The organism is Bordetella sp. 2513F2 (assembly GCF_054642735.1).
The window spans coordinates 2,541,718-2,554,589 of sequence record NZ_CM137755.1 but is presented as its reverse complement, the minus strand read 5'-3'; the positions used below and the strand labels follow the sequence as shown (position 1 = coordinate 2,554,589).

At 69.3% G+C, this 12,872-nt stretch carries 14 protein-coding genes; 8 read left to right on the top strand and 6 right to left on the bottom strand.

Translation table 11 applies throughout. The features are described 5' to 3' along the window. Positions 1–49 precede the first annotated feature (49 nt). From ACYBYQ_RS12130 to ACYBYQ_RS12105, 6 genes are all read left to right on the top strand, one after another. Positions 50–439: a hypothetical protein gene (locus ACYBYQ_RS12130; protein ID WP_459614446.1), complete on the top strand. Its 390-nt coding sequence runs from the start codon at positions 50–52 to the stop codon at positions 437–439. A 13-nt stretch (positions 440–452) separates the two neighbouring features. Further along, the gene (locus ACYBYQ_RS12125) at positions 453–1,073 is read left to right on the top strand and encodes an ureidoglycolate lyase (RefSeq protein WP_459614445.1); all 621 of its coding nucleotides are present in this window, start codon (positions 453–455) and stop codon (positions 1,071–1,073) included. A gap of 153 nt (positions 1,074–1,226) precedes the next feature. Then, a complete protein-coding gene (locus tag ACYBYQ_RS12120) occupies positions 1,227–1,460 on the top strand; it encodes a hypothetical protein (protein WP_459614444.1) in 234 nt (77 codons plus the stop codon). A 169-nt stretch (positions 1,461–1,629) separates the two neighbouring features. Further along, on the top strand, positions 1,630–1,842 hold the full coding sequence (locus tag ACYBYQ_RS12115; RefSeq protein ID WP_459614443.1) for a hypothetical protein: 213 nt from the start codon (positions 1,630–1,632) through the stop codon (positions 1,840–1,842). 148 nt (positions 1,843–1,990) lie between these two features. Further along, positions 1,991–3,094, top strand: coding sequence for an AGE family epimerase/isomerase (locus ACYBYQ_RS12110; RefSeq protein ID WP_459614442.1), 1,104 nt, complete (start codon positions 1,991–1,993; stop codon positions 3,092–3,094). Between the two features lie 79 nt (positions 3,095–3,173). Continuing rightward, positions 3,174–3,389 carry a hypothetical protein gene (locus ACYBYQ_RS12105; RefSeq protein ID WP_459614441.1) on the top strand — a complete coding sequence of 72 codons (216 nt, stop codon included), beginning with the start codon at positions 3,174–3,176 and terminating at the stop codon, positions 3,387–3,389. A 76-nt stretch (positions 3,390–3,465) separates the two neighbouring features. Here the strand turns inward: ACYBYQ_RS12105 and ACYBYQ_RS12100 are convergent, their stop codons facing one another. Beyond that, positions 3,466–3,861: a Rieske (2Fe-2S) protein gene (locus ACYBYQ_RS12100; protein ID WP_459614440.1), complete on the bottom strand. Its 396-nt coding sequence runs from the start codon at positions 3,859–3,861 to the stop codon at positions 3,466–3,468. 164 nt (positions 3,862–4,025) lie between these two features. Here ACYBYQ_RS12100 and ACYBYQ_RS12095 point away from each other — a divergent pair, with 164 nt between their 5' ends. After that, positions 4,026–4,853 (top strand): aldo/keto reductase, encoded by an 828-nt coding sequence (locus tag ACYBYQ_RS12095; RefSeq protein ID WP_459614439.1) that lies wholly within the window; start codon positions 4,026–4,028, stop codon positions 4,851–4,853. Between the two features lie 81 nt (positions 4,854–4,934). Here ACYBYQ_RS12095 and ACYBYQ_RS12090 read toward each other — a convergent pair whose 3' ends face one another. Beyond that, positions 4,935–5,117: a hypothetical protein gene (locus ACYBYQ_RS12090; protein WP_459614438.1), complete on the bottom strand. Its 183-nt coding sequence runs from the start codon at positions 5,115–5,117 to the stop codon at positions 4,935–4,937. Beyond that, entirely contained in the window at positions 5,114–6,286 is a 1,173-nt protein-coding gene (locus tag ACYBYQ_RS12085) for a PepSY-associated TM helix domain-containing protein (protein WP_459614437.1), read from the bottom strand. Before ACYBYQ_RS12085 ends, ACYBYQ_RS12090 begins: the two co-directional genes overlap by 4 nt. Before the next feature lie 59 nt (positions 6,287–6,345). Between ACYBYQ_RS12085 and ACYBYQ_RS12080 the strand changes: the two genes are divergently transcribed. After that, on the top strand, positions 6,346–7,089 hold the full coding sequence (locus ACYBYQ_RS12080; protein ID WP_459614436.1) for a metallophosphoesterase: 744 nt from the start codon (positions 6,346–6,348) through the stop codon (positions 7,087–7,089). On the opposite strand, the gene prpF is transcribed toward ACYBYQ_RS12080, so the two are convergent. The 3 genes from prpF to ACYBYQ_RS12065 form a co-directional block, all read right to left on the bottom strand. Further along, complete coding sequence (gene prpF, locus ACYBYQ_RS12075) at positions 7,086–8,255, bottom strand: 2-methylaconitate cis-trans isomerase PrpF (protein WP_459614435.1); 1,170 nt, start codon at positions 8,253–8,255, stop codon at positions 7,086–7,088. The genes ACYBYQ_RS12080 and prpF overlap by 4 nt on opposite strands. After that, positions 8,252–10,795 carry a penicillin-binding protein 1A gene (locus tag ACYBYQ_RS12070; RefSeq protein WP_459618768.1) on the bottom strand — a complete coding sequence of 848 codons (2,544 nt, stop codon included), beginning with the start codon at positions 10,793–10,795 and terminating at the stop codon, positions 8,252–8,254. The genes prpF and ACYBYQ_RS12070 overlap by 4 nt, the downstream gene beginning before the upstream one ends. Positions 10,796–10,945: 150 nt before the next feature. Next, positions 10,946–12,853, bottom strand: coding sequence for a S9 family peptidase (locus ACYBYQ_RS12065; RefSeq protein ID WP_459614434.1), 1,908 nt, complete (start codon positions 12,851–12,853; stop codon positions 10,946–10,948). Positions 12,854–12,872 lie beyond the last annotated feature (19 nt).

Here is a 12,872-nt window from a genome sequence, read left to right as displayed (position 1 = left end):
CCGGCTGGCGGCTTGGCGCAGCATGGATGGTTTCGCGTAGGGTACGAATATGGTCTCGGTGGATGAAGTGCTGGCGGCGAAGAAGACAATGGTGGAATGGGACGCATGCTTCGCCGAGCTGAGCCGCGCAGAGTTCCATGCCCTCTGCGCCGCGGTGATCGACTCCGGCCGGCAGGTGGGTCTGGTGCTGTGGCTGTGCCTGGCCCGGAAGCTCCACGAGGATGCGTATTTTTCCGACGGCCTCGCCGAGAGCGAACGCCTCAAATGGCGCGACCTCGCCGAACGGATGGTCGACCACATCGTGCAGGGCAATCCGGCACAGGCCGCCAACATCCGGCATGCCTGGCAGGTGGAAAAGGACTACGCGCAACGCTACGGCTATACCAGCCCGGTATATGAATCCATGGCGCCACACCAGGTGTTTCGCGCTGCGGCGTAGGGCGTCCCGCTACATGTCTTCCGTTCTGCCCCTGCCCGTACTGCCGCTCACGCCCGAAGCATTCGCCCCGTATGGCTGGGTGCTGGGCAAGCCCTATGCATCCGGCGATCCGCGGCCGGGTTTCCGCCATCCGGCCAGCGACTTCTGGCATGAACACGTGTTCGACACGGGCGGTGGCGAGACCGAGGTGCTCTGGGTGGATTATCGCAACCAGGTCCTCGACGTGCCCGCGCTGGAAGTCCATTGGCTGACCGAGCAGGCCATCGTGCCCCTGCTGGGGCGGGGCATCCTGCATGTGGTTGCCCACGGGCTGCCCGACGACCCGGCGTTGCCCGATCCCGCCAGCGCCAGCGTGTTTGCCGTGCCGCCGGGCCAGGGCGTGTGCATGCGGCCGCGCACCTGGCACGCCACCCGCGTGGCCGGCTGCCCGGCACGCTGCCTGATGCTCACCCGCCGCTCTACCACGCTGGACCTGGTTGCCGCGCTGGCGCACGAGGGCGGCGGGCACGAGAGCCGCATCGTGGACCTGGCCTCGCACGGACTGCCGGCGTTGCGCATCGCCGCCCCGCAGGCAAACCGGCCGGAAACCGGGCCGCCAGCTTCCTCAAACGAAGGGGCGCCCCGACTCTTCTGAGTTCGGGGCGCTCCCGCCTGCCTCGCACGCATAGGGTGTCAGAGGCCCGGCAACTTCAATTTAAGGCGGCGGGAATGCGGCCGCAAGCGGAAAATCGTATCCGCCGGTACCAGCGGCGACCGTGCTATCGTCTGGATTTTGGGCTCGTATTCCATGGCACCAGCACGCATCCGGCAAGGAGAACTGGCCCATTGGCTGGGCGTGATCGCCGCCCAGCCCGCGGGCCCCGGGGCCGACGCAGCGGAATCCCCCGACGACGCGCCGTCCCATATCCTCGAGGCGCTCGAATTGCTGGCCTGCATACGCAGGCAGCACGGTGGCTGGGTCGTCACCGACAAGGGCCGCCTGGCCTTGCGCATGGCAGATCCGGCGGCCTTCCATCGCTAGCCGTAACGCGCTGAAACCGCGAATCCTGCTGCCTGCCGAGGGCGGTGAACTTGGCCCGGTACCCCGGGTCCAATATTCCAGGATGTGGGTCATGACATCAGCGCATAGCCTACGTCTATCCTGCGCGTGCCCGCCACGCGTCTCACAAGCAACCGACTGGGAGGGCGCCATGCCGCATCATGACCAGGAAGTTCTGATCGACGTTTCCACGGCCCCCATGGACACCGGGGGTTACGGTGTCCTGCTGACCGTCACGGCGGAAGGCGGAACCGAAGTGGATGCTGCTTTTTCCTATCTGGGCACATGCGCTTCGCTGGATGAAGCGCGGGACCGTGCCGAGGCCTTCGCTCAGGACTGGCTCCTGGAGAACGTCTATCGCTAGGTGGTGACGGGCATAGTGCCCAGCCGGCGCCGCCGCACAGCGGCGCCGATACCCGGGCCGGCGCTGCGCTTTCACGAATCAGGTATCGTGGATGTGTGGCGCCGGCCTTTTCCATCGGCGCACCCAGCAACGATCGCGCCAGATCATCATGTCCAAGTCTCTTCCCGACATTGCCCAGGCGTTGCGCCGGCATTTCGACGAGGTGGTGCTGCCCGCGTGGCGCACACGGGGATTCAATCCGGCCCTGGGCCTGCCGCACGAAGCCCTGGGGCCGGACGGCAAGCCGCTGCCCGACGTGCGCTACCGCGCCATGGCCTGCGCCCGCCAGCTCTATGTGCATGCGCGGGCCGTTGGCGCCGAGGCGGCCGCGCATGCCGACGCGCTGTTCGCAGCGCTGCTGCGCCATTTCCGTGACGAACGCCACGGCGGCTGGCGCTACAGCGTGGACCCTGACGGGAAGCCGCTGGACACCACCCAGGATCTCTACACCCACGCTTTCGTGATCTTCGCCTGCGCCGCCTATTTCGAGCGCTCGCGCCGCACCGAGGCGCGCCAGGTCGTGCTGGCCACGGCGCAGTGGGTGGAGGAGCGCTTCCATCGCGGCGGCGGCGTGTACGATGCTGCGCTCAGCGAGGACGGCGCACAGCGCTTGCGCGGGCCCGCGCAGAATCCTGTGATGCACCTCACGGAAGCCTATCTCGCCGCCGCGCGCGTGATCGAGCCCACCTGGTTCGCCGAGGCCCTGAGACGCGTGGCGGCCGGCACCGCCGACCAGTTCCTGGATCCCGCCACGCAATGCGTGCTGGAGCTGCCTCAAGGCAGCAGCGGCAACCGCATCGAGCCAGGGCACCAGTTCGAATGGTATGTCCTGCTGCAGTCGGCGCCCGAGGTTTTCGACGGCCTGGAACTCCCCCTGGCCCTGCCGCGTGGCTGCGCGTGGATCGAGTCCGCCGGCGTGGCGCCGGATACCGGGGGCGTGGCAGCCGCCGTGGGAGGCAACGGCGCCGTGCACGACCCGGCACAGCGCATCTGGGCCCAGACCGAGTATCTGCGCTACCTGGCCCTCACGGCCAGCCCGCGCCTGGCGGCGCAGCTGGGGCAGCTGCAGCGGCGCTTCCTGCACGCCGGCGGCTGGCACGAGTGCCTGGATCCGCAGGGCGCCGTGGTGCGGGCCGACATGCCCGCCACCACCCCCTATCATCTGGCCACCTGTTACGAAACGCTGGCGTCTGCCCACGGGAGCCACGCCTGAAGTCGCGAATGCTTACGCTTGTCCCTGCATATGAGAGAATCCCTTACAATTTGGAGATTCGGGAAACCAGGGAAGACTCATGAGCGTGATGTGTCCTGCGTGCCAAGCAATCGCGCCTGGCCAGCCCGGCGTGCCGCCGCATGCCCAGCTGGGCCACCAGGGCTTTACCCACCCCAGCCAGAAGGGCCGGGAGTCGAACCGCGAAGACCATTTCCGCTGCATCCAGTGCGGCGCCAAGTGGTTGCGCGAAACCGACCGCTGGGGCGGAGACCTCGGTTTCCGCCTGGCGCCGTAGCGCGGCGTATGGCGTCGCGTGCGGTGACGGGCGTAGTGCCGGGTGCAATGCCGGATGCAGTGCCGCGAGGCTGGCGCTAGTCTTCGCCGGCAGGGCGCACTGCGCCCTCCGGCAGCCAGTACACGGCGCGGCCGTCCGGGTCGTCGCGTTCCTCCACGCGCAGGGCCGTGAGCCGCCCGCCGCGGCATGGCCCGCCCACGCACAGTCCGGTGTCGGGCGCATAGGTGGCGCCATGGCGTGCGCACATGAGCAGGTCGCCGGCGCGGGTGAAGAAGCTGCCTTCCCAGTCCAGTTCCACGCCCACGTGGGCGCAGCGGTTGAGATAGCCGTATACGCGGCCCTGGTAGCGCACGAAGAATGCGGTGGTGCGGCCGGAGCGGTCGCAGACGGGAAGTTTCACGCCCAGTCCGCCGTCGTGCAGTTCCGACGCAGCGCATACGCGCAGGGCGCCGGTACCTTGCTGGTCATGCATGGAGATCGGTCCAAAAGCTGCGATCTTCGGCGAGGACCGCGCCGCTGTCAACGCGGCGGGCAGCAGGCTGTCGTGCCGGGAGGCTATCATCAGGCATGGGCGCGTGGCCGCCGCCGTGGCGGCGCGCGGCCGTGTCGTGGTACTCATTCATTTCAGGAGGTCGTATGGTGCAAGTCCCTACCGTCACGCTGAACGACGGCAACGTGATGCCCCAGCTGGGGCTGGGCGTGTGGCAGATTCCGAACGACCAGGCCGGGTCCGTCGTGAAGGAAGCGCTGGCTGCAGGCTATCGTTCCATTGATACGGCTGCCATCTATGGCAACGAGTCGGGGGTGGGCGAGGGCCTCAGGGCCGCCGGGGTGGCCCGCAAGGACCTGTTCATCACCACCAAGCTGTGGAACGACAAGCATGGCTATGACGAGGCCATGCAGGCCATGGACGACAGCCTGCGCAAGCTGGGCCTGGCCTATGTCGATCTGTACCTGATCCACTGGCCGGTGGCGGGCAGCGACCGCTACCTCGACGCCTGGCGCGCCATGGTGGCCATGAAGGAAGACGGCCGTGCGCGTTCCATCGGCGTGTCGAACTTCACCCAGGCCAATCTCCAGCGCCTGATCGACGAAACCGGCGTGGTGCCGGCGGTGAACCAGATCGAGCTGCATCCCGGCTTTGCGCAGCCGGCCATGCGGACGTTCCATGCGCAGCACGGCATCGCCACCGAATCCTGGAGCCCGCTGGGGCAGGGCGGCGTGATGCGCGATCCCGCCATCGCCGACATCGCACAGCGCCATGGCAAGACGCCGGCGCAGGTGGCCCTGCGCTGGCACTTGCAGAACGGCCTGATCGTGATCCCGAAATCCGCCACGCCGGCCCGCATCCGCGCCAATATCGACCTGTTCGATTTCGAGCTCAGCGCCGAGGACATGGCCGCGATCGACGGCCTGCCTGAAAGCGGCCGGCTGGGCCCCGATCCGGAAACGTTCAAGGGCTGAGTGCGGGGCGGGAAGGCCGGGCGGGCGCCGGGCCTACCGGTGCCGGGCCGCGGCGCGCCCGGCGCCACGACGCCAGGCGCCTCAGCGTTCGCGCGGCCAGAGCCAGTAGCGTGCGATCACCACCAGCAGCCACGCCAGCGCCGTCCAGGAGCCCCAGTGCCAGGCGCCGGTGCCCAGCAGCGCGGCCAGCAGGCCGAAGACGCTGAGCACGCCCATCAGGACGGGCATGCCCCAGACGAACAGGAAACGGTTGCGAGGGCTCATGCGGGGCTGCGTTGGGGTTCGACTGCCTGGTGGCGGCGCACCAGTTCGGCAATGCGGGCTTCGTTGGCCTTGCGGCGGGCCACCCACAGATACAGGCCGCTGACCAGGACCACGATGGTGACCAGGTCCAGCAGGACCCACAGTATCTTCAGCGGCAGGCCGCCGTAGTCGCCGAAGTGCAGCGGCCGCGACAGCTCCAGTGCCGTGAGGTACCAGGGCATGCGGGCCACCATGGTGAGCTCGCCGGAGACCCCGTCTACCAATACCGGCGTGTTGAGCTTGGAAGTGAGCGGGGTGTCGCCCTTGAGCCAGACCACGTAGTGATGAGGACTGCCATAAGGATTGCCCGGGAATGCCACCATGCTGAGGGCGCTGCCCGGCACGGCGGCGAGCGCCTTGTCCACGGCCTGCTGCGGCGAAGACAGCTGGGTGGGGATGGGCTTGTCGCGGTGCGGCGCCACCACGGCGGCGAGGTCGGTGGCCTGCCACAGGCGGAAGAGGGGCACGGTCAGTTCGTTGACCACGCCGGTGAGGCCCACCACGAAGGCCCAGACCAGCGTGACGATGCCGAGCAGGTTGTGCAGATCCAGCCATTTCAGGCGGCGCGAGCGCGAGGCGCGCACGGTGCCGAACTCCAGCTTCTTCATGAAAGGGCCGTAGAGCACCACGCCCGAGACGATGGCGATGACGAACAGCAGGCCCATGAAGCCCAGGAACAGCTGGCCGGCAAGGCCGGCGTAGAGGTCCACGTGCAGCGCCAGCATGATCCCCATGAACGAGAAGCGGTCGGACGCGTAGGTGGGGCCGTCGTGCAGGATGTCGCCGGTGCGCGTGTCCACGCGCACGGCGTGCCCGGCCTCGATCACCTTGCCGTGTTCGGGCGTCAGGCCGACGTAGGCCTGGGGCTCTTCGTCGTCCATGTAGATGTAATCGATGTACTCGTTGGGATACAGGCTCTTGCCCTGCGCGGCGATCCGGTCCAGGCTGAGGGTCGGCGTGTCGGCCGGCAGCTCCGCCATGGGCTTGCCTTCGTCGAGCAGGTGCTCGATCTCATGGTGGAACACCAGGGGCAGGCCCGTGATGCAGATCACGAGGAGGAACAGAGTGCAGACCAGGCTGGTCCATTTATGGACGAGATACCAGGTCTTGATCTTGGACGCGGCTGTCATGGCGGAGGAGTCCGGAATCGGGTCGGCGAGACGATAACATGAATAGTAGTGATTCTCAGGTGCTTCATTCAAGTGGCTGTCAGCCGGATGGGCGCCCGTTCCTGCGGATCGGTCCCAATCCTGCGGGCCGCGACCTGGCCGTGGGCGACATCCACGGGCATTTCTCGCGCCTGCGCGAGGCGCTGGATCAGGCGGGATTCGACCCGGCGCGCGACCGGCTGTTCTCGGTGGGCGACCTGATCGACCGCGGGCCGGAAAGCGAAGCGGCGCTGCAGTGGCTGGCGCAGCCCTGGTTCCACGCGGTGCAGGGCAACCACGAAGACTATGCCATCCGCCATGTGCGCACCGGCCGCGTGGATCGGGAGAACTGGCGCAAGTATGGCGGGGGCTGGTTCCTCGAGCTGGCGCCGGGCCGCCAGCGGGACTGCGCCCGCGCACTGGGGGCGCTGCCCGTGGCGATCGAGGTGGCCACCGCGGCGGGGCCCGTGGGCCTGGTGCATGCCGATTGCCCGGTGGACGACTGGCGCCGGCTGGAAGGCGCGCTGCAGGCGCGCCACCGGCGCACGCGCTCGTTCTGCCAGTGGTCGCGCGAGCGCCTGGCCCGGCAGGATCCCAGCGGTGTCGCCGGCATACGGGCGGTGGTGGCCGGGCACACGCCGGTGGACCAGCCCGTGGCGCTGGGCAACGTCTTCCACATCGACACCGGGGGATGGCAGGAAGCGGGTTATTTCACGCTGCTCGACCTGGGCACGCTGCAGGCCTGGCCGCGCCCGGTGCGGCGGGCCGGCCCCGGCACGCCCTAGACGGGCGGCACCCGCACCCAGCCCTCCATCAGGCGGCGTGCGCTGCGGCTCATGGTGACCTTGGTGACGCGCCAGCCGTCCGCATCCTGTTCGGCCTGCGCGCCCACGGCCAGCGTGCCGGAGGGGTGGCCGAAGCGCAGGCCGGTGCGCGCGCTGCCCAGGGCGCGGCTGACCACCGTGCCGGGCACTGCCGCGGCGGCCGCCAGCGCGACGGCGCCCGTGCCCGTCATGGCATGGTGCAGCTGTCCCATGGAAAGGATGCGCGCCAGCAGGTCGATGCCGGCGCCGTCCACGGGCCGGCCGCTGGAGGCGATGTACGACGCAGGCGGGGCCACGAAGGCCAGCTTGGGCGTGTGCTGCCGGGTGGCGGACGCCTGCGCGGCATCTGCTGCCAGGCCCATGGCCACGGCGGCATGGGCGCGCACGGCCTCGCAGCGGGCCAGCAGCGCGGCATCGCCGTTGACCGCGGGCTGGAGCTCCCGGCCGTCCAGCCCGAGGGCGGCCGCGTCCACGAAGACGGTGGGGTTGCCGGCATTGATCAGCGTGGCCTGCAGCCTGCCCACGCCGGGCACGTCCAGCGTGTCCAGCGGCGCGCCGGTGGGGAACATGGCGCCGGCTTCGCCGTCGTCGGCGCCCGGGTCCAGGAACTCCAGGCGCACTTCGGCGGCGGGGAACGTCACGCCGTCGAGCTCGAAATCGCCCAGTTCGACCACTTCGCCGTCCTGCATGGGCACGTGGGCCACGATGACCTTGCCCAGGTTGGCCTGCCAGATGCGTACCGTGGCCAGGCCGTCGCGCGGGGCGCGCACCAGCCCTTCGGCGATGGCGTAGGGGCCCACGGCGGCGCTGAGGTTGCCGCAGTTGCCGCTCCAGTCGACCAGGGGGCGGTCGATCGCCACCTGGCCGAAGCGGTAGTCCACGTCGCAGCCGGGCCGGCTCGAGGGGCCCACGAGCACCACCTTGCTGGTGCTGGAGGTGGCGCCGCCCATGCCGTCTATCTGCTTGCCGTAGGGGTCGGGGCTGCCGACGATGCGCAGCAGCAGCGCGTCGCGGCGGGTGGGATCCTCGGGCAGGTGGCGGGGCTGGAAGAACACGCCCTTGCTGGTGCCGCCGCGCATGTACACGGCGGGCACGCGCAGCTGGCGCGCGGAAGCGGTGGGGCTCATGTGGGGGAAAGCGGGCGCGGGCCCGGCTGCTGTGGTGGGGTCACCGGGCGCAGGCGCAGGTCCGTGGCCGTGCCGCCGGCGGGGCCTGGAGGCGGCCCGGCCGGCTGGGTGGCCGGCTGCAGCGGCAGGGGGCCGCGGCCCGTGCCGCTCATGTCGGCGCTGGGCACCGGGATGGGCGGGATGGGGGGACGGCTGCCCGATGACGGCGGCTCGTCGGGCTGGCGCACGCGCGAGGGCGCGTCGTCGCTGGGACGCAGGTTGTTCAGGAAGTCGGTGAGCTCGTCGCCCGTGCTGAGGTCCAGCGCCGCCACGGCTTGCCCGGGGGGAAACTCGGAGAAGTAGTAGTCGCCGTTGGCCATGATCAGCCCCGAGGGCGGCTTGGGCTGCGGGCGGACAGGCACGCCGTCGAGGGCCGGCTTCATGTAGTCCAGCCAGGTGGAGAGCGCCAGGCCGCTGCCGTAGGCATTGCTGCCCAGGCTGCGCGGCTGGTCGAAGCCCATCCATACGGTGGTGGCCAGGTCGGCGTTGTAGCCCGAGAACCAGACGTCGACGGCGTCGTTGGTCGTGCCGGTCTTGCCGGCAATGTCGTCGCGGCCCAGCGCGCGCCGCGCCCGGGCGGCGGTGCCGCGGGTGGCCGCGTCGCGCAGGATGTCGTCCATCACCCAGGCGGTGCGCGGGTCGATGGTGCGGGCGCGTTCGTCGCCCGCCTGCACGGGCTGGCTCTGCATGAGCACCTTGCCGGAGCGGTCGGTGACGCGGTCGATCAGATAGGGCGCGACGCGATAGCCGCCGTTGGCGAATACCGAATAGGCGGAAACCACCTGCAGCGGCGTGGCGCTGCCTGCGCCCAGCGCCAGCGGCAGCACGGGCGGCTGGCGCGCCTTGTCGAAGCCGAAGCGGGCGAGGTAGTCCTGTGCGTATTTCGGGCCGATGGCCTGCAGGATGCGGATCGACACCATGTTCTTGGAGCGGTACAGGCCCTCGCGGAAGGTCAGCATGGGCTCGTACTGGTCGCCGTCGTTCTTGGGCCGCCACGGGCGCGAGCCGGTCTGTTCGGCGCTGAGCTCGAAGGGCTGGTCGGAGATCTGCGTGGCCGGCGTCAGGCCGCGCTCGAGCGCGGCCGCGTACACGAAGGGCTTGATGTTCGAGCCGGGCTGGCGCCAGGCCTGCGTGACGCGGTTGAACGAGCCGCGGAAGAAGTCGAAGCCGCCGATCATGGCGCGGATGGCGCCGTCCTTGGGAGATACCGATATCAGCGCGGCCTGCAGCGCCGGCATGTTGATGATCTCCCAGTGCTCGCCGTTCTTGTGCACGTAGACCACCGAGCCGCGGCGGATGCGGCTCTCGGGCTTGGCGCGTTCGCTGAGCGCGCGCGCCACCACGGCCAGGGCCTTCTTGTCATCGATGGTGATGATCTCGCCCGCGCTGCGCGCCACCCGGATCGCGGTGGGGCTGGCCGACAGCACCACGCCGGTGTAGAGGTCGCCGCTGTCGGGCAGGTTCTCCTGCACGCCGTCGAGCAGTTCGTCCAGCGCCGCGGCATCGTTCTCGATGCCCTCGGGCAGCTCGATCTGGTCCTCGGGGCCGGGATAGGGCGCGCGGCGCGTGTAGTCGAGCACGCCGCGGCGCACGGCTTCGTAGGCGGCCTGCTGGTCCTTGGCGTTGATCGTGGTGTAGACATCGATGCCCAGCGTATAGGCGTCGTCCTGGTAGACGCCATACATGAGCTGGCGCACCAGTTCGGCGGGATATTCGCCGTGGATGGCATAGCCGCGCGCGGGGCCGCCTTCGGAGCCGCGTATCACCAGGGGCTGCGCCAGCGCGGCCTGCGTCTGCTCGGGCGTGAGATAACCCAGGGCCTGCATGCGGCCGAGCACATAGTGCTGGCGGGCGCGGGCGCGCTCGAGGTTGGTGATGGGATTGGACCGCGAGGGCGCCTTGGGGACGCCGGCCAGCAGCGCGGCCTCGGCCGCCGTGATTTCCGCCAGCGGCTTGCCGAAGTAGGTGCGGGCGGCGGCGGCGAAGCCGTAGGCGCGGTGGCCGAGGTAGATCTGGTTCATGTACAGCTCGAGGATCTGGTCCTTGGTGAGCTGCGATTCGATCTTGAAGGTGAGCAGCAGTTCGTAGAACTTGCGCGAATACGTCTTTTCCGACGAGAGATAGAAATTGCGCGCCACCTGCATGGTGATGGTGCTGGCGCCCTGCGACTTGGACATGCTCACCAGGTTGGCCAGGCCGGCGCGGATCACGCCCATCCAGTCGATGCCGCCGTGCTCGTAGAAGCGGTCGTCCTCGGCGGCGAGCACCGCGTGCTTCATCACGTCGGGGATCTCGTCGAAGCGCAGCACGTTGCGGTGCTCTTCGCCGAATTCGCCGATCAGGACGTGGTCGGCGGTATAGACGCGCAGCGGCACGCGCGGCCGGTAGTCGGTCATGGCGTGCAGGTCGGGCAGGCTGGGCCAGGCCAGGGCTATCGCCAGGCCCAGGGCCAGGACGCCGGCCAAGCCGAGGCCGGTGAGGGCTACCAACGCCTTGGCCATCAGGCCGCGCAGGCGCAAACGCGGAACGGGGGAATGCTCGGGATGATTCATCGGTGCCGATTCTAGGCCAGAACACCGTAGACCGTGTTGGCCGCGATTAGGTTTCCGTAACCAAACCTAGCCGATGCGTCCCCCGGAGGCGGGCATCCCTCAGGGCCGCAGGTGCTGCGTGAAAAAGCGCTCCATGGCCGCGTAGAACTCGAATTTGTTCTCGTCGTTGTGGAAACCGTGGCCTTCGTTGTCCTTGACCATGTATTCGACCTCCACGCCGCGCTGGCGCAGCGCCTGCACCACCTGGTCGCTCTCGGCCTTGTTCACGCGCGGGTCCTTGGCGCCCTGGGCGATGAACAGCGGCGTCTTGATGCGGTCGACGTGCAGGGCCGGCGAGGTGGCCGCCAGCCGTTCGCGGTCGCGCTCGGGGTGGCCGACCATGTCGTGCATCTTGTCCAGCAGCGGTTTCCAGTATGGCGGGATGGTCTGCATGAAGGTGAACAGGTTGGACACGCCCACGTAGTCGACCGCCGCGGCATAGAGATCGGGGGTGAAGGCCACGCCCGCCAGCGTGGCATAGCCGCCGTAGCTGCCGCCGTAGATGCCGATGCGCGCCGGATCGGCGATGCCCTGGGCGATCAGCCACTGCACGCCGTCGGTGATGTCGTCCTGCATGGCCAGGCCCCACTGGCCGAAGCTGGCCTCCCAGAAGGCGCGGCCATAGCCCGTGGAGCCCCGGAAGTTGATCTGCAGGACGGCGAAGCCGCGATTGGCCAGGAACTGGACTTCCGGGTTGTAGCCCCAGCCGTCGCGGGCCCACGGACCGCCGTGCGGGTTGACGATGCAGGGCAGGTTGCGCGGCTCGCGGCCCACCGGCAGGGTGAGGTAGCCGTGCAGGGCCAGGCCGTCGCGGCTGGTGTAGCGGATGGGCTGCATGGGCGCCATGTCGGCCTCGGGCAGCGCGGGATTGATGTCGGCCAGCTTGGCCAGCGTGTCGCGCTGCGCATCGTACAGGTAGCGCGAGCCCGGCGTGCGGTCGCTGTAGGCGGCCACGATGAAGAGGTCCTCGTTGCGGTTCCAGCCCTGCACGGCGCAGGCATAGCCGGGCAGGTGGGCGTCCAGCCGGGCGTAGAGCCGGGCCGTCTCGTCATCGAAGAAGGCGTACTGCGGCTTGTCGGTGTGATAGCTGGCCAGCGTCAGCACCTTGCGCTTGCGCGAATAGGCGGCGCCGTCCAGGTCCACGGTGTCGGCTTCGAATATCAGCGTCTCGGCATCGGGCGCGGCCGGGTCGATGACGACCAGCGCGAGCCGGTCGCGGCCGCGGTTGCTGAGTGCGTAGAACTTGCGGTCGTCGAAGGTGAAGAACAGCGGGCTGACCGTGGTGCGGTAGTCGGTGGTGATGAGCGGCCGCAGCGGCTGGCCTTCGTCGTCGCGATACAGCAGCGTGGTCTCGAGGCCGTCGCTGGTCACGGCGGCGCGCACCCGGCCGGCATGGTCGGTCTGCCAGCCCACCACGTTGCCCGGATTCTGCGCCACCAGCACAGCCTCGGCGGTGTGCACGTGCACGCGATAGACGTCGAAGACCTCGGGGTCGCGGTGGTTGTGGCTGATCAGCACGTGCTCGGGGTCGTCGGCGAGGTCGTCCTCGATGTGGGCCCGCGCGCCGTCGTAGGGGGTGAGGTCGACGATGCGGCCGTTGCGCGCGTCGACGGCCAGCACGTGGAAATTCTCGTCGCCGCCGAAGTCTTTCTGGTAGAGCACCGTATGGTTGCCCTTCCAGAAGAAGTCGCTGATGTCGCGCTCGGTCTCGGCGGTGAGGCGGCGCGGCTGGCCCGCGGGCCGGCCGTCCTGCAGGGCCTGCACGTGGATGTTCATGCGGGCCGGGGCGCCGTCGACGCTGACCGGCTGCATGAAGCCGAGCGTGGCGCCGTCGTCGGCCAGCCGGAAGTAGCCCTGGTCCGGGTTGCGGAAGAAGTCTTTGAGCGGATAGCGGGGCGGGATGGCGGTGGGCAAGGCTGTCTCCGGTGCGGCGCGGCCTGGCGGGCCGCCGATGTCGTCGCCGATCATGCCATACCGCCGGCGGAAG

Coding starts and splice junctions, on each gene's coding strand:
- ACYBYQ_RS12125 (WP_459614445.1), top strand. CDS start 453: ATGTCTTCCGTTCTGCCCCTGCCCGTACTGCCGCTCACGCCCGAAGCA.
- ACYBYQ_RS12110 (WP_459614442.1), top strand. CDS start 1,991: ATGTCCAAGTCTCTTCCCGACATTGCCCAGGCGTTGCGCCGGCATTTC.
- ACYBYQ_RS12120 (WP_459614444.1), top strand. CDS start 1,227: ATGGCACCAGCACGCATCCGGCAAGGAGAACTGGCCCATTGGCTGGGC.
- ACYBYQ_RS12100 (WP_459614440.1), bottom strand. CDS start 3,861: ATGCATGACCAGCAAGGTACCGGCGCCCTGCGCGTATGCGCTGCGTCG.
- ACYBYQ_RS12065 (WP_459614434.1), bottom strand. CDS start 12,853: ATGATCGGCGACGACATCGGCGGCCCGCCAGGCCGCGCCGCACCGGAG.
- ACYBYQ_RS12095 (WP_459614439.1), top strand. CDS start 4,026: ATGGTGCAAGTCCCTACCGTCACGCTGAACGACGGCAACGTGATGCCC.
- ACYBYQ_RS12085 (WP_459614437.1), bottom strand. CDS start 6,286: ATGACAGCCGCGTCCAAGATCAAGACCTGGTATCTCGTCCATAAATGG.
- ACYBYQ_RS12090 (WP_459614438.1), bottom strand. CDS start 5,117: ATGAGCCCTCGCAACCGTTTCCTGTTCGTCTGGGGCATGCCCGTCCTG.
- prpF (WP_459614435.1), bottom strand. CDS start 8,255: ATGAGCCCCACCGCTTCCGCGCGCCAGCTGCGCGTGCCCGCCGTGTAC.
- ACYBYQ_RS12070 (WP_459618768.1), bottom strand. CDS start 10,795: ATGGCCAAGGCGTTGGTAGCCCTCACCGGCCTCGGCTTGGCCGGCGTC.
- ACYBYQ_RS12105 (WP_459614441.1), top strand. CDS start 3,174: ATGAGCGTGATGTGTCCTGCGTGCCAAGCAATCGCGCCTGGCCAGCCC.
- ACYBYQ_RS12115 (WP_459614443.1), top strand. CDS start 1,630: ATGCCGCATCATGACCAGGAAGTTCTGATCGACGTTTCCACGGCCCCC.
- ACYBYQ_RS12130 (WP_459614446.1), top strand. CDS start 50: ATGGTCTCGGTGGATGAAGTGCTGGCGGCGAAGAAGACAATGGTGGAA.